This is a genomic window from Solimicrobium silvestre, assembly GCF_002976435.1.
GTDB classification, from domain to species: domain Bacteria; phylum Pseudomonadota; class Gammaproteobacteria; order Burkholderiales; family Burkholderiaceae_D; genus Solimicrobium; species Solimicrobium silvestre.
Genome location: NZ_PUGF01000006.1, coordinates 62,591 through 81,666, shown reverse-complemented (window position 1 = coordinate 81,666; position 19,076 = coordinate 62,591). Strand labels below are relative to the sequence as shown.

Annotated in this window: 19 protein-coding genes; 10 read left to right on the top strand and 9 right to left on the bottom strand. The window is 48.0% G+C overall.

Features of this window, described 5'->3' with window-relative positions; genetic code table 11:
• Nucleotides 1-8: 8 nt before the first annotated feature.
• Nucleotides 9-1,634 carry an FMN-binding glutamate synthase family protein gene (locus tag S2091_RS08020; protein ID WP_105531279.1) on the bottom strand — a complete coding sequence of 542 codons (1,626 nt, stop codon included), beginning with the start codon at nucleotides 1,632-1,634 and terminating at the stop codon, nucleotides 9-11.
• 464 nt (nucleotides 1,635-2,098) lie between these two features.
• On the opposite strand from S2091_RS08020, the gene S2091_RS08015 reads away from it, so the two are divergent.
• Nucleotides 2,099-4,003: a potassium transporter Kup gene (locus S2091_RS08015; protein ID WP_105531278.1), complete on the top strand. Its 1,905-nt coding sequence runs from the start codon at nucleotides 2,099-2,101 to the stop codon at nucleotides 4,001-4,003.
• A 78-nt stretch (nucleotides 4,004-4,081) separates the two neighbouring features.
• Here the strand turns inward: S2091_RS08015 and mnmA are convergent, their stop codons facing one another.
• Both mnmA and S2091_RS08005 read right to left on the bottom strand, forming a co-directional pair.
• On the bottom strand, nucleotides 4,082-5,200 hold the full coding sequence (gene mnmA / locus S2091_RS08010; RefSeq protein WP_279337561.1) for a tRNA 2-thiouridine(34) synthase MnmA: 1,119 nt from the start codon (nucleotides 5,198-5,200) through the stop codon (nucleotides 4,082-4,084).
• 3 nt (nucleotides 5,201-5,203) lie between these two features.
• A complete protein-coding gene (locus S2091_RS08005; protein WP_105531276.1) occupies nucleotides 5,204-5,683 on the bottom strand; it encodes an NUDIX hydrolase in 480 nt (159 codons plus the stop codon).
• A 575-nt stretch (nucleotides 5,684-6,258) separates the two neighbouring features.
• Here S2091_RS08005 and S2091_RS08000 point away from each other — a divergent pair.
• The 7 genes from S2091_RS08000 to tsaD all read left to right on the top strand — a co-directional run bounded on the left by S2091_RS08000 (nucleotide 6,259) and on the right by tsaD (nucleotide 12,863).
• On the top strand, nucleotides 6,259-7,374 hold the full coding sequence (locus S2091_RS08000; RefSeq protein WP_105531275.1) for a Re/Si-specific NAD(P)(+) transhydrogenase subunit alpha: 1,116 nt from the start codon (nucleotides 6,259-6,261) through the stop codon (nucleotides 7,372-7,374).
• 165 nt (nucleotides 7,375-7,539) lie between these two features.
• Complete coding sequence (panD, locus tag S2091_RS07995; protein WP_105531274.1) at nucleotides 7,540-7,914, top strand: aspartate 1-decarboxylase; 375 nt, start codon at nucleotides 7,540-7,542, stop codon at nucleotides 7,912-7,914.
• Nucleotides 7,915-8,100: 186 nt separating this feature from the next.
• Nucleotides 8,101-8,430, top strand: coding sequence for an NAD(P) transhydrogenase subunit alpha part 2 (locus S2091_RS07990; protein WP_105531273.1), 330 nt, complete (start codon nucleotides 8,101-8,103; stop codon nucleotides 8,428-8,430).
• A complete protein-coding gene (locus S2091_RS07985; RefSeq protein WP_105531272.1) occupies nucleotides 8,430-9,863 on the top strand; it encodes an NAD(P)(+) transhydrogenase (Re/Si-specific) subunit beta in 1,434 nt (477 codons plus the stop codon). Before S2091_RS07990 ends, S2091_RS07985 begins: the two co-directional genes overlap by 1 nt.
• 440 nt (nucleotides 9,864-10,303) lie before the next feature.
• Complete coding sequence (ald, locus tag S2091_RS07980) at nucleotides 10,304-11,416, top strand: alanine dehydrogenase (protein WP_105531271.1); 1,113 nt, start codon at nucleotides 10,304-10,306, stop codon at nucleotides 11,414-11,416.
• A 118-nt stretch (nucleotides 11,417-11,534) separates the two neighbouring features.
• Entirely contained in the window at nucleotides 11,535-11,759 is a 225-nt protein-coding gene (locus S2091_RS07975) for a hypothetical protein (RefSeq protein WP_105531270.1), read from the top strand.
• 81 nt (nucleotides 11,760-11,840) lie between these two features.
• Entirely contained in the window at nucleotides 11,841-12,863 is a 1,023-nt protein-coding gene (gene tsaD / locus S2091_RS07970; protein ID WP_105531269.1) for a tRNA (adenosine(37)-N6)-threonylcarbamoyltransferase complex transferase subunit TsaD, read from the top strand.
• A 45-nt stretch (nucleotides 12,864-12,908) separates the two neighbouring features.
• Here the strand turns inward: tsaD and plsY are convergent, their stop codons facing one another.
• Entirely contained in the window at nucleotides 12,909-13,526 is a 618-nt protein-coding gene (gene plsY / locus S2091_RS07965) for a glycerol-3-phosphate 1-O-acyltransferase PlsY (RefSeq protein WP_105531268.1), read from the bottom strand.
• A 181-nt stretch (nucleotides 13,527-13,707) separates the two neighbouring features.
• On the opposite strand from plsY, the gene S2091_RS07960 reads away from it, so the two are divergent.
• Both S2091_RS07960 and S2091_RS07955 read left to right on the top strand, forming a co-directional pair.
• Complete coding sequence (locus S2091_RS07960; RefSeq protein ID WP_207769659.1) at nucleotides 13,708-13,932, top strand: type II toxin-antitoxin system antitoxin, RelB/DinJ family; 225 nt, start codon at nucleotides 13,708-13,710, stop codon at nucleotides 13,930-13,932.
• On the top strand, nucleotides 13,932-14,204 hold the full coding sequence (locus S2091_RS07955; RefSeq protein WP_105531266.1) for a type II toxin-antitoxin system YafQ family toxin: 273 nt from the start codon (nucleotides 13,932-13,934) through the stop codon (nucleotides 14,202-14,204). Before S2091_RS07960 ends, S2091_RS07955 begins: the two co-directional genes overlap by 1 nt.
• 13 nt (nucleotides 14,205-14,217) lie before the next feature.
• On the opposite strand, the gene S2091_RS07950 is transcribed toward S2091_RS07955, so the two are convergent.
• From S2091_RS07950 to S2091_RS07930, 5 genes are all read right to left on the bottom strand, one after another.
• A complete protein-coding gene (locus S2091_RS07950) occupies nucleotides 14,218-14,508 on the bottom strand; it encodes a 4Fe-4S dicluster domain-containing protein (RefSeq protein WP_207769658.1) in 291 nt (96 codons plus the stop codon).
• Nucleotides 14,509-14,560: 52 nt separating this feature from the next.
• Nucleotides 14,561-14,908, bottom strand: a complete 348-nt coding sequence (locus tag S2091_RS07945; protein ID WP_105531265.1) for a hypothetical protein — start codon at nucleotides 14,906-14,908, stop codon at nucleotides 14,561-14,563.
• Nucleotides 14,909-14,920: 12 nt separating this feature from the next.
• Nucleotides 14,921-15,466, bottom strand: coding sequence for an RNA polymerase sigma factor (locus S2091_RS07940; RefSeq protein ID WP_423828232.1), 546 nt, complete (start codon nucleotides 15,464-15,466; stop codon nucleotides 14,921-14,923).
• A 93-nt stretch (nucleotides 15,467-15,559) separates the two neighbouring features.
• Nucleotides 15,560-16,690 carry an acyltransferase family protein gene (locus tag S2091_RS07935; RefSeq protein ID WP_243405351.1) on the bottom strand — a complete coding sequence of 377 codons (1,131 nt, stop codon included), beginning with the start codon at nucleotides 16,688-16,690 and terminating at the stop codon, nucleotides 15,560-15,562.
• Between the two features lie 71 nt (nucleotides 16,691-16,761).
• Nucleotides 16,762-18,966: a TonB-dependent receptor plug domain-containing protein gene (locus S2091_RS07930; RefSeq protein WP_105531262.1), complete on the bottom strand. Its 2,205-nt coding sequence runs from the start codon at nucleotides 18,964-18,966 to the stop codon at nucleotides 16,762-16,764.
• Between the last annotated feature and the right edge of the window lie 110 nt (nucleotides 18,967-19,076).

Below are 19,076 nucleotides of genomic sequence, written 5' to 3'. Positions count from 1 at the left end.
CTTTGGATTTAGTTTATAGGATGAAACGATTCCGCCTGAGCAATTGGCCAGTAGGTCGCGTAGACATCTGGCAGTCCTTGCAATTGCACCGGTTCAAGCAGTTGACCAGTCGCTAGATAGGGTAACAAACTTGATACCAAGCGCACCTGATCCGGTGAAACACGGCGCACTAAATGATGCGGACGTAATTGGTTCGGATGAGTCAGTCCGGCAGCCGCGATGAGCTCTGACATCGCTTTTAATGTGTTGTCATGAAAGTGGAAAACCCGTTCTGCTTTATCCGGTACAAATAAAGCGCGTTGGCGCAGTGGGTCTTGCGTGGCAACACCGGTTGGGCAGCGGTCGGTGTGGCAGCTTTGGGATTGTATGCAGCCGAGCGCAAACATGAAGCCGCGCGCGGAATTACACCAGTCTGCGCCTAACGCCAGGGTGCGGGTAATATCAAACGCGGTGATGATTTTGCCCGACGCGCCAATCTTCACTTTATCGCGTAAATTGCAACCAACCAGCGTGTTATGTACCAATAACAGCGCTTCCTGCAATGGCACGCCGACATGGTCGGTAAATTCAACCGGAGCTGCTCCGGTGCCGCCTTCGCCACCATCCACAACAATAAAGTCGGGATGTATGCCAGTGACTAGCATGGCTTTAACAATGCCAAAAAATTCCCATGGATGACCAACTGCAAATTTAAAACCGGTAGGCTTTCCGCCTGATAAGGTGCGTAATTTTTCGATAAACTGTAGCAATTCAATCGGGGTGCTAAATGCACTGTGTGATGAAGGTGAAACGCAATCAACGCCTTCCGTTACGCCGCGTGCCTTCGCAATTTCTGCGCTCACTTTACTGCCGGGCAGCAAACCGCCATGACCTGGTTTGGCGCCTTGCGAGAGCTTTACTTCAATCATTTTGACTTGCGGAAGATTGGCGTTGGCGGTAAATTTTTCTTCGCTAAAACTGCCATCGGGATTGCGGCAGCCAAAATAACCGGAGCCAATATTCCACACTAAATCGCCGCCTTGTTCATGCTCGTTTTCTGGCCGGTGATAGCGGCTAATGCTGCCTTCGCCAGTGTCGTGCATAAAGTTACCTTTATGTGCGCCTTGATTTAAAGCGCGGATCGCGTTGGCAGAAAGCGCGCCAAAACTCATCGCGGAAATATTAAAAATACTGGCAGAGTATGGTTGGGCACGATCTGCGCCGATGGTGATGCGGAAGTCGTGGGTGGTGATCGGTGCAGGGGTAATGGAATGACCGATCCATTCGTAACCCGCCTGATAGACATCGAGCTGCGTGCCGAAAGGTCGTTTATCTAACTGTTGTTTGGCGCGCTGATAAACAATTGAACGTTGATTGCGCGAGAATGGATTGGGCGAGGTATCTTCTTCTAAAAAGTACTGACGAATTTCTGGGCGGATTAATTCAAACAAAAAACGGAAGTGCGCCAAGATCGGGTAATTACGTAATATCGAGCTTTTGGTCTGGATGATGTCATGCACACCAATGCAAATTAAGGCGGCTGAAATGACCAGCAACCAGCTAATACTTTCATGTACGTTGAAAAATAACAGGCTGAAGATGAAGATGGCGCCAGAAAGTAGTAGCGTGGTGTAGCGCAAAAACAGATTTTGCATCGATGGCTCCAAGATTAATAATTCGGGTAGTGTAGTCACTTTTCCATTGCTTGTGGGCTTCAACGTTGGCTGATGCAGTATTGCCATTTTTATTTACGTAGAATTAGCTGAAATTTTTGGTAAAAAGCAGTGAATTCATATACTCCTAATATTTATTTTAATATTTAACCTATCCAATGGCTTTCCGATCGATTAAAAATCATTTTTTAATGAGTATGTTATTAGCTCATTAGCTTTATTTATTAATCGAGGTATTTTTTTAAAAAATACCCTGGTATTCTGAAAAATAAAAAAATCGAACCAAAAGTAATTCAACTTATCCATATCACAGAGCTGTCACCATGGCGCTAGCTAAATCGGCTATGCTTGCCCATTCATCTGGCTTTAAAACTAATAATTGCTACTTTCAACTACTGTCGCAAAACATGCTGCGACACTTATTCATGGACTTGATAGGATAATTTATGTCGCAAGCAGCACCGCTGGCACCAGCTAAAACACCGTTGCTAATCAATAAGCAGCAAGCAGGAATTACGGCATTAGGATTATCCGCGCTGGGGGTCGTGTTTGGTGATATTGGAACTAGTCCGTTATATACGCTGAAAACGGTGTTGGCTTTATCTGGCGGCACGCCTTCTGCTCCAGTGATTCTTGGTTTGTTGAGCTTGTTATTGTGGACCTTAATCATTGTTACTTCGGTCAAGTACGTGTCATTTGCCATGCGCATTGATAACAATGGCGAAGGCGGTATTTTGGCACTGATGGCACTATTGGGAATTAAAAAGCGCAAACGGCCTTTGGTGGTCGCGGCCGGTTTGTTGGGGGCGGCACTAATTTATGGTGATGGCGCGATTACCCCCGCGATTTCGGTTCTGTCGGCATTGGAGGGATTAAATATCGTGTTCCCTGCGGCCAAGCCCTATGTTTTGCCCGCCACCGTAGTCATTTTGCTGGCCTTGTTTGCGATTCAGCCGATGGGTACTGAGCGCATCGGTAAAGCGTTTGGTCCGGTGATGGCAGTCTGGTTTTTGTGTATTGCGCTACTCGGAATTTGGGGCATCATTCAACATCCATCGGTGCTGGTGGCGATTAATCCCATGTATGGTGTGAAATTTTTAATGTCGAACGGGCTAACCAGTTTCCTGGTGCTGGGTGGTGTATTTTTATGTGTCACCGGAGCGGAAGCGCTCTATGCCGATATGGGGCATTTTGGAGCACGCCCGATCCGTCTGGCATGGACAGCGATTGTATTCCCAAGCCTGTTATTGAACTATGCGGGGCAAGCTGCGCTGGTGCTCTCCGGTGCAGAAACCGCTGACAATATTTTTTATCGTTTATGTCCAGCACCGCTGTTAATTCCAATGGTTTTACTGGCGGCGGTGGCAACCGTGATTGCCAGCCAATCGATTATTACCGGCGCATTTTCCATGACTCGGCAAGCAATTCAATTAGGCTGGTTGCCGCGTCTACAGATTAAGCAAACGTCGGAATTCGGTTATGGACAAATTTATGTCGGTACTATCAACTGGACGCTGATGATAGTCACGGTCGGCATGGCCTTGTTTTTTAAATCGTCGGACAATATGGCAGCAGCCTACGGTATTGCGGTGTCGCTGACCATGTTGATGACATCGGTATTATTGTTTATTGCCATGCGTGAAATATGGCGTTGGAGTCTCTGGGCGAGTGGCGCGGTCGCTGGTGTATTCTTGATTATTGACGGCGGATTTTTTGCGGCAAATTTAGTCAAGCTATTGGATGGTGGTTATGTACCACTGTTGCTGGCTGCGCTGGTGTATAGCGTTATGCAGGTTTGGCATCGCGGCGTTGCGGCTGTTTCAAAGGCGATCAATGAAAACGTCATACCCGCTGCGCAATTTATGGCTGATATTGAAGCACAACAAATTTCCCGAGTTGCTGGCACCGCTGTTTTTCTGACTAGAACGGCAGAAGGTACGCCGCCAGTTATGCGTTGGCATGTGAAGCGTAATCAAGTGCTGCAACAAAAAATTATCGCCGTGAATGTGGTAGTGGAAACGGTGCCTTGGATTAGCGATGCAGAGCGATTTACCATGACTGAATTGGCTCCAAATTTTTGGCGAATTAGTGCGCGTTACGGCTTTATGGATCGTCCTGATATTCCCAAGTTGCTGCAACAACCGGCATTTTCATCTTGCGAGTTGGACTTAAAAGCGGCAACTTATTATTTGGGATTGGAAACAGTGGTGGTCAATGAAGATGCCGGACTGTTTAAGCGTTGGCAAGGGACGTTATTTGCCGTGATGATGCGCAACAGCATGCACGTAACCGATTTCTATCGGCTGCCGTGTGATCAGGTGGTTGAGATTGGTCGCAGGATTTTGATTTAATATTTACAAGGCTTATGCAAATCGTTTGCATAAGCCTTGTGTATTGATGCGAGCAGTCAGCTATAACCCACCTGTAAGTCAGCTACAAATAATTCCGCCGCCCAAACACACGTCCCCTTGGTATAACACTGCCGATTGTCCCGGTGTAACTGCCCATTGCGGGTCAGTAAATGCCAGATTAAACTGGTTAGCGCCAGTGGCTTCAAATAGCCCCGCCACGTCAGCCTGCCGATAACGAGTTTTAGCATTCAATTGCCCGGTTTCCGGCGGACTGCCTGCTACCCAACTAGCTTGGTCTGCCGCTAACGTCGGTGACAGTAACCAGGGATGATCATGCCCTTGCACAACATACAGCGTGTTGTTGGCGATATCTTTACGCGCCACATACCAGGCATCACTACTACCTTCGGCATTTTGATGACTCTTAATGCCGCCGATGCCGATACCCTTGCGCTGCCCCAGCGTGTAAAAACTTAAACCAATATGCTGACCCACCAATTCACCTTCCGGCGTTTTCATCGGCCCCGGTTTTTGTACCAAATAGCGATTTAAGAATTCGCGGAACGGGCGTTCGCCGATAAAACAAATACCGGTGGAATCTTTTTTGGTTGCGTTAGGCAGTTGTAATTGTTCGGCAATTTTGCGTACTTCGGTTTTATGAATTTCACCGAGTGGAAACAAAGTTTTGCAGAGTTGCGCCTGATTCAATCGATGCAAAAAATAGCTTTGATCTTTGCTTAAATCGAGTGCCTTGAGCAATTCAAAACGACCATCCACTTCGCGCACCCGAGCGTAATGTCCTGTGGCGATAAAGTCAGCGCCCAAGTGCATGGCGTGATCTAAAAAAGCTTTAAATTTAATTTCAGCATTGCACAACACATCGGGGTTCGGAGTGCGGCCAGCCTGGTATTCACGTAAAAATTCAGAGAACACCCGGTCTTTATATTCCGCCGCAAAATTCACCGCTTCAATGTCCACGCCCACCACATCGGCGACGCTGACTGCGTCTATCCAGTCTTGCCGGCTAGAGCAAAATTCGGAATTGTCGTCGTCTTCCCAGTTCTTCATAAACAGGCCGATTACTTCATAGCCCTGTTCTTTCAGCAGATGTGCAGAAACCGAGGAATCAACCCCGCCTGACATACCAATTACTACGCGTTTCTTTGCCATCGTTACTACCTTGCTACTTACAAATATTAATTAAAGAGGTTCTGTGACACTGCTATCGGTATAGATGAACGATAGCGGTATGCGTGCGCCAGCCAGATAATCGTCGATGCAGCGTAATATTAATTCGCTGCGATGCCGTTCTTTGGTGGCGACTAATTCGTCATAACTCATCCACATGGTGCGTACTATGCCCACGTCCAACGGCTGTTGGTATTCTTGCCCAAGTTTGCCTGCAAACGCAAAGCGTAAATAGCTGACCGGAATCCCGCGCCGCTTGGACATATAACGTGACAAATACGTGCCCACCAAATAGCTTGGCATAAATTCGTGCGCAGTTTCCTCTTTGGTTTCGCGTATCACGGCGTCAATCAACGATTCTTCCGGATCTAAATGGCCAGCGGGTTGGTTAATGCGCAGCCCATCGGACGTTTCTTCTTCAATCATAAAAAAGAGTCCATTGCGCTCAATAATTGCTGCAACCGTTACGGCTGGTTTCCAGATGTCCGACATTGGCTTCCTCTTAGTGGTCTGCTGGTGATCTAGAATTAATAAGACTTACACAAAACAGTTCCAGCGGCGTTGCCCTTGTAGGGCGCACACTGGCAAGCCAGTGCCGTTACGCAGGCAACAACGATGTTGTTGAATTCCCTGCTACACCTTTCCTTGCCGTACATTCGTACTGTCTTCGTCGGCAAGGGTTTAATAAACTCGTTGCTGGAACAATTTTGTGTAAGTCCTAATTATTGGATTTCAGAATCAATAAGGTCGCTATTTTAACGGTTCTTGCCCAGTTAAGCGTTGAAAGGGTAATTTGCTAATGCAAAATATGTATAAAATCTCAAGCGCAAAGGATGAAATTAAGTGAGTATCCCTATATAGTACGGGGTCGCGTAAGGCTGCTGAATGTGTCATTGGTGCATCATTTTTGCAACAAGGAGCGCGAAGCTCGCTCACAGATATAAGTTTGTTGTGCGAAACTTCGGTGCCTCATTGAAATAAGAATGTTGATGCTATTTCCACGGGTTTTGCTTGAATGATATTGAATATCACTGAATTAATATTTCATTAATAAAGGGAGTGAATGTATGAAAATTGGCATCCCCGCCGAGACTAAGTCAGGTGAAACTCGGGTTGCGGCGACCCCAGAAACAATTAAAAAATATCTCGCTGCCAAGCATCAGGTGCTGGTGCAAGCCGGCGCGGGTATTGCATCAAGCATTCCCGACGAAGCCTATGTTGCTGCGGGCGCGCAAATTGTGAACGCAGCTGATGCCTTCGGTTGTGAGCTGGTGCTCAAAGTCCGCGCTCCAGACAGTGCCGAACGGGCATTAATGAAGTCAGGCAGTGTGCTGGTCGGTATGTTGAATCCCTTTGATACTGAAAACACCGCTGCCATGGCTGCGTGCGGTATTCATGCTTTTGCTCTGGAAGCGGCGCCGCGCATTACGCGTGCGCAAGCGATGGATGTGTTGTCCTCGCAAGCCAATATTGCAGGCTACAAAGCAGTGATGTTGGCAGCCAATACCTATGGCCGGTTTATGCCGATGTTAATGACCGCTGCCGGTACAGTGAAAGCAGCGCGAGTATTGATTATGGGCGTGGGTGTGGCGGGCTTGCAGGCAATTGCAACGGCCAAGCGTTTAGGTGCAGTAATTGAAGCCTCCGATGTGCGTCCACCAGTTAAAGAACAAGTCGAATCGCTGGGTGCCAAGTTTATTGATGTGCCATTCATCACCGATGAAGAAAAAGAAATTGCGCAAGGTGTGGGTGGTTATGCGCGCTCTATGCCGGCCGACTGGATGCGGCGTCAAGCTGAACTGGTGCATGAACGCGCCAAGCTGGCCGATATCATCATCACTACGGCGTTAATTCCGGGTCGTAAAGCGCCTATCTTAATTTCGGAAGAAACCGTTAAAGCCATGAAGCCGGGTTCGGTGATTGTGGATATGGCGGTAGAGCAGGGCGGTAATTGCCCACTCTCTGAATGCGGAACAACTGTTACTAAATATGGCGTACATATTATCGGCGTGCCGAATTTGGCTACGCTGGTGCCAGCCGACGCCTCCGCTTTATATGCGCGTAATGTGCTGGATTTTTTAAAATTAATTATCGATAAAGATGCTGCCTTGGCGATTAATCGTGAGGATGAAATAGTTGTCGCGACATTGATCTGTTCAGGTGGTGAAGTGTTAAAGAAGTAAATAGGACTTACGAAAAATCGCTCCAGCGGCGTTACGCTCTCCTTGCCGTACTAAAGTACTGTCTGCGTCGGCGTGCCTTGCTGGAACAATTTTGCGTAAATCCTAGTAAATTAATAAGTAAAGAAGCAAGTTAATAAAATCAGTTAAGAAAGTAAGGAAAAAACAATGCAACGTAATATGCTCAGAGCCAAAATTCATCGTGCTACCGTCACGCAATGTGACTTGAACTACGAGGGCTCATGCGGGATTGATGAAAATTTATTGGATGCGGCCGACATTCTGCCCGGTGAACGGATAGAGCTGTACAACGTCAACAATGGCGAACGTTTCGCCACCTACGCAATTAAAGGCCTACGTGGCAGCGGTGAAATTTCACTCAACGGTGCAGCTGCCCGGCGCGTGCAATTAGGTGACTTGATGATTATTTGTACCTACGCGCACATGACGGAAGAATACGCGGCAAAGTATCAGCCAAAGATCGTGTTTGTCGATGAAAAAAATCAGATTACCGGTCTAAAAAAGGAAAAATTGTTTAACTAATAGGACTTACTCAAAATCGCCCCAGCTGCGTTGTGCTCTCCTTGCCGTACTAAAGTACTGTCTGCGTCGGCACGCCTTGCTGGAACAATTTTGTATAAGTCCTAAATAGTGTGAATCAAATTACGACGTAAATCAGCGGCAAATTTAAACGACAACGGGATATTTCCCTTACACAAAGAGGTCAATATGGAAGTCAGTCACACGCTTACTAATCTCATTATTTTTGTTCTGGCGATTTACGTCGGCTATCACGTCGTATGGACTGTTACGCCAGCGTTGCATACTCCGCTGATGGCAGTTACCAACGCGATTTCCGCCATCATTATTGTGGGCGCGATGTTGGCAGCAGGACTCACTGAAGGATTGCTGGCGCAGGTCATGGGAACCCTGGCGGTTGCCTTGGCGGCGGTGAATGTGTTCGGTGGATTTTTAGTCACGCAGCGCATGCTGGAAATGTTTAAGAAAAAAGAGCCTAAAAAAGCGCAGGTAAGTGCTGACAGCAAGGAGCACAAATAATGAGTATTAATTTAGTCGTGATGTTGTACTTGATTGCTTCGGTATGCTTTATTCAGGCGTTAAAAGGCTTGTCGCACCCAACCTCAGCCAGACGTGGTAACGCCTTCGGTATGGCGGGGATGGCGATTGCAGTCGTAACCACGATTGCGATGATGATGGAATTAAAATCGCAGTTGGCAGGCTCAGGAATGGGTTTGGCGTTAGTGGTTGGTGGTGTCGTAGTCGGTGGTGTGATCGGCGCAACGTTAGCAAAGCGCGTAGAAATGACCAAAATGCCGGAACTGGTCGCGGCGATGCATTCACTTATCGGTTTGGCGGCAGTCTGTATTGCGGTTGCGGTAGTGTCTGAACCTTGGGCATTTAACCTGACTGAAAAAGGTGGCTTGATTCCATTCGGAAATCGAATCGAATTATTTATCGGTACTTTTGTTGGTGCGATTACTTTTTCAGGTTCGGTGATCGCGTTCGGTAAATTATCCGGCAAATATAAATTCCGTTTATTCCAGGGCGCACCGGTCAGTTTTACCGGCCAACATATGCTCAATTTAGTGTTGGCATTAGCCATGTTCGGTTGCGGCATTGCGTTTTGCGTGACACAAAGCTGGACGCCATTTGCGGTGATGGCGGCAATCGCTTTTGCGCTGGGCGTACTCATCATCATCCCGATTGGCGGCGCGGATATGCCGGTCGTGGTTTCCATGTTGAACAGTTATTCAGGTTGGGCCGCTGCCGGGATTGGTTTTTCACTCAACAATTCCATGTTGATTATTGCCGGTTCATTGGTCGGTTCATCTGGCGCAATTCTGTCTTACATCATGTGCAAAGCCATGAACCGTTCGTTCTTTAATGTGTTGTTGGGCGGCTTTGGCGGCGCACCTGCCGAAGCAGCTACCGGTACTCAAGCAGCACGTAACGTTAAATCCGGTTCGGCTGATGATGTCGCGTTTTTATTAGGTAATGCTGAAACCGTGATTATCGTGCCCGGCTATGGTTTGGCGGTAGCGCGTGCTCAACATTCCTTAAAAGAATTGACCGAACACCTGACGGAAAAAGGCATTAGCGTTAAATATGCGATTCATCCGGTAGCGGGTCGTATGCCGGGTCATATGAACGTGTTATTGGCTGAAGCCGAAGTGCCGTATGACCAGGTGTTTGAGATGGAAGATATTAATAACGAATTTGCCCAGGCCGATGTGGTATTAGTGTTAGGCGCAAATGACGTGGTGAATCCGGCTGCTAAAGATCCTAAATCGCCGATTGCCGGTATGCCGATTTTGGAAGCTTATAAAGCGAAAACAGTCATCGTGAATAAACGTTCTATGGCGTCAGGCTATGCCGGTTTGGATAACGAGTTGTTCTATATGGATAAAACCATGATGGTGTTTGGTGACGCTAAGAAGGTTATTGAAGATATGGTGAAGGCACTGGATTAGTCTCGTTGATTAAAAGCCACAAAAAAGCCATCTGCTTGCAGATGGCTTTTTTGTTGGAGTAGACTAATTGTTTTCTGATGGAAATAAGATTTATTTTTTAGGCTTTACGCAAAAAAACACAAGCCTTCAAAAACGTCATCCTCGCGAATGCGGGGATCCAGTGGCGCGTAGTGCCTTCAACGCTAGGCGTGTGAATTCCTGGATTCCCGCCTGCGCGGGAATGACGTAAATGACAGTGTAGTTAAGCAACGGGGTAGTTCAGCACTTACAAATTTGCGCGCAAGCTTAAACTTTCATAAACCGATAACCTGACATTCAAAACAAAACATTTATGCCTGAAATATTGCCGAATAGAATATTTTTGGCATAAGTTATTTACTTAAGTTGGTAGTAAGTTCAATACAAAGCATTTTTCCGAAATAAAAACAAAGGGAGACAACATGTTAATTGGCGTACCAAAAGAAATTAAAAACCATGAATATCGGGTAGGTTTAACACCGGCCAGCGTGCGGGAGTTGTGTTTGCGCGGCCACAAAGTCATCGTCCAAAGCGATGCCGGAACCGCAATCGGTCTGCTGGATACCGACTACCAGGCCGCGGGTGCGGAAATGGTAGCTGGCGCGGCGGAAATATTTAAGCGCGCCGACATGATTGTGAAAGTCAAAGAGCCGCAACCCGTTGAATGCGCGATGTTGCGCCCCGGTCAAATTCTGTACACCTATTTACATTTGGCACCTGATCCAGAACAGACCAAAGCGTTGATTGCATCCGGCGCAATTTGTTTTGCCTATGAAACCATTACTGGCCCGGGCGGCGGCTTGCCTTTGCTGGCTCCGATGAGCGAAGTAGCAGGGCGTATGTCGATACAGGCGGGTGCAGCACACTTAGAAAAATCCAAAGGGGGAATGGCTTTGTTGCTGGGCGGCGTACCTGGAGTGGCTCCCGGTCACGTGGTGATTTTAGGCGCAGGTGTTGTCGGAACCAGTGCCTTGCAAGTCGCAGTTGGAGTCGGTGCGCGTGTGACGATATTAGATAAAAATATCGATCGCCTGCGTCACTTGGATTTGATTTACGGTAACCGTATCAGCACGCTGTATTCCAACGCGCAAACCGTGGAAGATTCCGTGTTAGCGGCCGATTTAGTGATTGGCGGTGTTTTGATACCAGGCGCAGCAGCGCCGAAGTTAGTCACCCGCGACATGATCAAAAAAATGAAACCCGGCGCGGTCGTGGTGGATGTGGCAATTGATCAGGGCGGTTGTTTTGAAACTTCGCATGCAACTACCCACGCTGAGCCGACTTATATTGTTGACCACGTTGTGCACTATTGCGTTGCCAATATGCCCGGCGCAGTTGCCCGTACGTCTACATTTGCGCTGAACAACGCCACGATCCGTCATGCTTTGGCATTGGCAGACAAAGGTTGGAAGCTGGCTTGCAAAGAAGATGTGCATCTTAAAAACGGCTTAAACGTCTGTCAGGGCAAGGTGACTTATGAAGCCGTGGCGCGTGAATTAGGCATTGAGTACGTGGCAGCAGATAGCCTGATCTGAAGATAAAGCTCCTTTAGGTTGTCCGGCGGTAGTAGTTAGGGCTAAAATTCGTCTAAATGAATTTAAGACGAATTTAAGATACATAACACCGCCGCACAACCTGATTGGATGCAACATGATGACCTACGAAGAATATCTGGACGAAGTCACAACTTTAATGACCGAGTTTTTTGATTTAACCGATGCCCAAGCGATCAAATATGTCATGCGCGCCCAAGCTGGCGACTTTTTTACCCTGCATGACGACCATCCTGAAATGTGTACGTTAGAGCGCGCCCAGCTGGACGCCCGGACTATTTACGAGCAACGTAATAAATCGCGGCCTGATATTTTTAAGAAATAATCCACCTGTTTAGTTCCGTTACGTTTTTTCCTACTCACCACATCAGCTACAATATCGCATTGTAAAAAATCGGTATTGCAAATGATCGTACTCGGCGTTGAATCTTCCTGTGATGAAACTGGTTTGGCTTTGGTAGATACCGAAACCGGCCTGCTTTCACATGCTTTGTATTCCCAAATTACTATGCATCAGGAATATGGCGGTGTGGTGCCAGAACTGGCTTCGCGCGACCATATTCGCCGTGCTTTGCCGCTGTTAGAACAGGTTTTGCGTGAAGCAAACTTAGACAAAAGCGCGATTGATGCCATCGCCTATACGCAAGGCCCGGGTTTAGCTGGTGCGTTGTTGGTGGGTGCGTCGGTGGCTTGCGGTCTGGGCTTGGCGTTGGGCCGACCGATGTTGGGAATTCATCATCTGGAAGGGCATTTATTGTCGCCCTTGCTGTCTTCCAAGCCGCCGCAATTTCCGTTTATTTCCCTGCTCGTGTCCGGCGGACATACCCAATTAATGCGCGTGGAAGGGGTTGGGAAATACACTTTATTGGGCGAGACCTTGGACGATGCTGCTGGCGAAGCGTTTGATAAATCGGCCAAACTATTGGGTTTATCTTATCCCGGTGGTCCTGCCATTTCGCGTTTGGCCGAGTCGGGCGACCCAAGTGTTTACAACTTGCCGCGCCCGATGCTGCATTCCAAAGATTTAAATTTCAGTTTTTCCGGTTTGAAAACCGCGGTATTAACCGTGGTTAAAAATCATGTCGGGGAATTGACGGAGCAAGATAAAGCCAACGTCGCACGTGGATTTGTGGATGCGTTGGTCGATGTGATCGTCGCTAAATGCAGCACCGCGATGCGTCATTCCGCTTTAAAGCGTCTGGTGATTGCAGGTGGTGTTGGCGCGAATACGCAACTACGCGCAGGCTTGAATGCGGCTGCCGCCAAGAAGCGATTTGAGGTTTATTATCCGGAATTAGAATTTTGCACCGACAACGGCGCGATGATCGCCTTTGCTGGTGCAATGCGTTTGAAGGCTGATCCAAGCCAGGCGCAGTTTGATTACGCGTTTAATGTGCGACCTAAATGGCCTTTGGATCAGCTTGTATAGTATTTATTAAAAAGATAGCGGGTATGAAAATCGCTAAAAATTGCGTCAATTAGCGGTTTTCTTACTACCCAAACGACTTTCTTTACCAGCAATTAAATTACGAATATTTTGTTGGTGGCGATAAATAAGTAACGCACTCATCACGCATACCGCCCAAAAAACCGGGCTGGCCGTGCCAAATATCAGCGCTGAATAAAACGGTGCAAACAACGCTGCCATCAAAGCTGCTAACGACGAATAACGGAAGCAAAAAGCGACGACGACCCAAGTTGCCAGAGTGCCGAGCCCCAACCAAACATTTAAACCCAGCAAGACGCCTGCTGCTGTCGCCACGCCTTTACCACCCTCAAATTTAAAAAACACCGGCCATAAATGCCCTAAAAACACCGCCAGCGCGACCAGGGCGATAACATGTTCCGGTAAATTCAGCGCTTGCGCTAACCAGACCGCTAACCAGCCTTTAAACGCATCCCCTATCAAGGTCAGCACCGCAGCCGCTTTATTACCGCTGCGCAGTACATTGGTTGCTCCAGGGTTTTTAGAACCATAAGTACGTGGGTCAGATAAGCCGAACACTTTACTGACGATGACCGCGAAAGATATGGAGCCGATTAAGTAGGAAATGATCACAAAACCAAGTGGGGCTAGAACAGAATTCAACATGAAGAGAATGGGTATTGAGTTGGAATGGACGGTATTTTAAGCTAAAGCGTTGAAAACTATCAAAAAACAGTCAAATTGGCATGCTAGACTGTTCAATGAATACCTAAAAGGTATTCATTGAACACCTTATGGTAGCGCTAACACCAACCAGAGCGAGGCTAACATGGTAAAAGAAGTACAAATGTCCATCAAAATGGAGTCGGAGTTGCGGGATCAGTTCATGGCGGTGGCGGCCGGGCGTCACCGTCCTGCGGCGCAAATTATTCGCGATTTAATGCGTTTATACATTGCAGAAAGTGCCGTACCCAATGCATTAACTGCTGAAACAATCCGTAAGAGCGACCAGAATGAAGACGTTTTTCATGCATCAAGTGCGCAAGATTTATTTAAAAAACTGGGTATTTAATGCGCAAGCCAAGTTACTCGGGGCAGTTTAAACGCGACGTAAAGTTGGCAGAAAAGCGCGGTAAGAATATGAATAAGCTACGCGATGTAATTCAGTTATTGTTGGATGGTCAAGCACTGCCGCGTGATTTTAAAGATCATCCATTGCAAGGTGATTGGAAACCGAGGCGAGACCTTCATATTGAACCCGATTGGTTGTTGATTTATCGGATTGATGGTGATGAAGTCAGATTTGATCGTACCGGCACACATTCAGATTTGTTTGGTAAATGAGTGTTGGGAATACTCAAGCAAGCCTGGCTAAAGTAATCGCTTTTTCCGGACATGCCGTTACGCACAAGCCACATGCTTTGCAGGCATCGGCATTCGGGGCGTAGGCAACCTGCATTCCATGTACCCGTAATTTAAATTGATTTAGCAGATTTAATTTCTGATAATCGGCTGGTTTGATGCGTTGGATTTCAAAGACATTCTCGGGGCAGACGACAGCGCAATCTGCTTTTCCCTCGCAGCGCTTAAAGTTCACAACCGGTACGATAATTCCCGGGCTTTGTTTGCAGTTAGCCGTAGTAGTCATGTCGATTCCCTCCACTTGTTTTTCGCTGAAAAAAAGATAAAGCCAGGCGTATTTATTGTTGGTTTTCTTGCTTATGTTTATCACGCGCAGAAAGTATGCCGTTCTGAAATTTCTCGCGCTCTTCCTGCGTCATTTTTTCCCAGCGATGTTGATGCCAACGGCTATGCCAGTGTTCATGATCAGCGTGACGTTCATGGTGACCGTGATGGCCGCGCAGCCCGCCAAACAAGATTCTGCTTAAGATTAGCAAGCCGATGGCACGGGCATAATCAATTTCACGTGCCCCGATAAACAGCGAAGGAATGAGCCAATTCCACAGCACCATCACCAGCCAACTTAATGCCGCGATGCAGAACACCACAAATACTATTTTTTTCAATACTCTTAATTTGAAATTCATTGCACACTTCCTTTACAGATTGAATTCGTTATAGATCGCTTGCAAGTGTGTACGCAGATGCAGCACCGCATACCGTTTGCGCGCCAGCAGGGTATTTACGCCGACTCCGCTGAGCGCTGCCAATTCTTTAAAGCTGAGCCCCTCTAGTTCATGGGCGATGAATACCTCACGCTGCTCTAACGGTAATTCGTCGAGCGCGTCGTGCAGCTCTTCTAATAACACCGCGCGCGCATAGGCGGCTTCCGGCCCTGCGTCGCTTGCTGGTAAGACTTGCTCCAACCAATATTCGTCGCCGGAATCAGCCTCTGTTTCGGGCAGTGGCTGTTCTCTTTTTTTGCGAAACCGGTCGATGATGCGATTCCGCGCCACCCGAAAAAGCCATGCCCCAACTTGCTCGATAGGTTCAGGCAAACGATAAGCTTCGACCAATTCGTAAAAAACATCTTGCAAGATATCTTCGGCTTCGCTCTGGTCCGCAACGCGCTGACGGATAAAATTCCCAAGCCGCGCTTGCTCGCGCAAAACGGTGTCGCTAATGTGCTTATCTTGTGTAGCCATCGATTGGTTGGGGTTCAGCGTCGTTTCCATACTTGTGAAGACGTATCACAAACAGGAATATTGTTGGAATCATGAAAAATAAATTGAATTAATTTAATGGCCATAGCGTCGCCGAATTGCTGTATTTGCCGGTTCAGAAACATAACGCGCCACCAGCCAAGCGACTAACGCCGTTAATACGAGAAATAATAGAAACCATGGCAATCTTGCTGAATAGCTGAGCTGCTCTTTGGTCAATACATTACGCATTAGCCCCAGCACGACGATATGGAACAGATAAATTTCATAGCTATATCGTCCCACCCAGCGCACACCGCTACTGAGCCGGCCAGTGCTCCAGCCCGGGCTATTATCATTGGCTGCGCCGAGTAAAAAAGCTGCGCTGGCTAGGGCGATTAGCGAAAAGCCGAAAATTTCATGCCCGTCGATACCGCGTAGGTAAACCACGCCGAGCGCGATGGCCGCAGCCAGCCGTAATACACGATTGAATTTGATTGGGATAATTCCCCGTCGCGCCAGCAACGCCGTAATGCAGCCGAAAGCAATCGCGTCGAAGCAGGCAAAATAACCGTACATAAAGAAAATCTCATTATTGGTATGCTGGCTGCGGTAAATCGGGCCGATGACGATGGCCGTAATGCAAACTGCGACGATGAGCCATGTACGTCGTAACAGCAGGCAGACCAAAGGAAGGGCCAGATAAAATACTTCTTCAACCGAGAGTGACCAGTACACGTCAATACAGTAATTAATATAACCGCTAGTTTGCATCAGCACGTTATGCCAAAAGCTGAGCACTGACCCGATGGAAATTAAAAAATAAGAACTGGGCAGATGATGGTTGTTATCTGAATTGTCAAAAAACGGTATATCCAAACAGCCGAGCGTGACGATGATAGCCAGTACCAATAACAGGCTGGGCATGATGCGGGCAAAACGGAATAGATAAAACGTGCGTGCATTAATCTCTTTTAAATTGTTCCAACGGCTGAGGGAGTTGGAGGTAATTAAAAATCCGGAAATGACAAAAAACATCGTGACGCCGAAGTTGCCGTTGAACGCGATTGCATGTAATAACGCTGGGCTTAACAGCGTTCCAAGCGGACTATTTTTAAAGCCGAAAGCGAGGGCGAAATGTAAAATTAGTACGCAGGATATGGCAACGCCACGTAGAAAGTCGACCCGTGCGTTTCGGGAGATGGGGGCAGATTTGGTAGGTAGCAATTGATCTCCGACGTCGTTATATTTAGGTATTTTGGGAAACATTTTACAGGTGTTAATTCAATACTTGCGCATTACATTCCAAACTTAACTTCCCACGTCAAACGCAGCGTAGTTGCCGTACGCATGGTGGAGATAGTACGTTCACTACTACCGTTGTCGGCATAGTTGAATGCGTTAATCTGATTTTGATGTAGTAAGTTGTCGGCGCTAAAACGTATCCGACTTTGGCTGTCGATAGCCCATAACGCAAAGGCATCAAGACTGCGTACCGGGGCGCTATACGACGCTAACTGCGCCGTAGTTTGTGCTGGGCCGCCGCTAGTCAAATTAAAATTTGTGCCGAGCGTAAATTCATTTCCCGGCAAATGATAATCGAGGCCAAGATTGGCGCTTAAGGGTGTTTGTTGGTCGAGCCGATTATTCGGCCCAGGCAGGCTTTCGACGTTAGACCAGTTGCGTGTCAGGTTGGCCCGCAGCTCCACTGGCGGCGCTACTTCTAGCAAGCTGTTCAGCGTAAATTTAGCTTCAAGGGTTATTCCATGTACATTGGCGCGTCCGGCATTGACCGGTTGCAGCACCCAGTTAATCCCTTCTTGAAATAACTGCTCAGCTATAACGTCGTCAATCCGGCGCACGAACATACTTGCGCCGATTAATCCATTTTTGCCAATTTCATGTTCAACTCCTGCATCCAGTCCCCACGCCAATTCCGGACGCAATGCCGGATTGCCTTGTGTGTCTGGATTGGTCGGGCTGTTATTGTTATCTACCGTGTACAGGCGTGGAATCAGTTCAACCATTGTCGGTTCTTTGTAGGTGCGCGTTAATCCTATGCGCAACTGATCATCGGGCGAAAATTTGTACAAGGTCTGTATGAGCGGACTGACAATGGAGCTAAATTCGTTACTACTTTCCGGTGCAGATAATAGGGCGTTGCTGATAACTGCCGTGCGCATTTTTTCCCAGCGCAGACCCGCGGACAATGACCAAGCTGCGCTGATGTCCCAGTCGTCCTGCACAAACAAAGCGCCCCGCGTTATGGTACCGTCGTAGCGATCATTTTGTGTGGCGGCAGGCGGGTTCTGCAGCGTGGCAGGAACATAATCCTGCTCCATCCGGCTTTCACTGCGTCGTGTTTGCGCGCCGTCCCAACCTAGCGTTATTGCGTGGGTTGGCGTAAGTGAAAAGTTGAGATTCCCGGCCAGAGTAATTCCATATTCGTTAATACCCGCTTGTACCAGATGTAAGCCGCTACCATCGGCGCTGCCATCTGTGCCAAAGAAGCGGAAGTCGGAATGGCGGAAACTATCGCTGGCACCGGCTTTCAGTGTGAAGCGCGTATCTTCATCGAAGGTGTGAGTCCAGTTAAGATCGCTGCGTAGAACGGTTGATTCCAAATCGAATTGTCTGTCGCTGGCTGGGTACTGACTAGTTGTGCCAAGCAGAGTCGTGTCTTGGTCGGTCTGTGCAACCGTTGCATGTTTGGCGTTGATATAACTTTGTGAAGTTAAACTGTCGTCGTCGCTCAGATGAAAAGTGAATCTGGGTGTCAGATTCAGGTTGTCGGTGCGGCTGTCTTTTTGTTCCTGCGTTAAACGATGCAGTGTATCGATGGCGGCGGGGTAGCCATCCGCTGCACTGGTGTCAATCTCTGTGCTCGTTGTTAATCGCGTGCGGCTGAGCGTTCCCACCACAACGTAGTCCACATTATTAAGTGTACCTGCCACTTCGCCGCTGAGCGTGGGCATGAGTTGAGAACTGCGTGCGCCATCTTGTTCGCCCAGCTCTAGTTTGAATTCGCGGCGCGGATGGGCTACGGATTTTCTTAGGATGATGTTGATCGTACCCGCGATGCCTTGCGCGCCCAGCTCGGCGGACGCTGTCGGCATGATTTCAACACGTTCAATCAACTCAGGTGACAATGATTCCAGCGTAAAGCCATTTGGTGCTACCACGCCATTCAACATAATTTGCGTGTAACCCCCACCTAATCCATGCAGGCGAATTTCGCCGGCGCGTTCGCCATTGAGTCCACTTCCAGCGCCGCCGATGCTGATGCCGGGAATGCGCTTCAGGGCATCAGCTAAACTGGTATCGCCAAAGCGTAATAAATCATCATGGTTCACTACAATAATGCTGGCAGTTTCTTGATGGCGCTGGTCATAGTGAGCCGCTTCCACATTTACTATATTGACCAGATCGTCACTGGCGTAAGTTGCTCCGTATAACATGACGAAGTTGGTCAGTGCGAGCAGCGCAGGATAGCGTATTTTCATGTTAATTTTTTTCGAATTTGGGTACGCTGACGCCGCACTGGCTAGGCCAGCGCGATGCAGTTTGCGTGAAGATTAATAGGGGGTTAGCACGGCGGCGGCCGCGGTTAGAA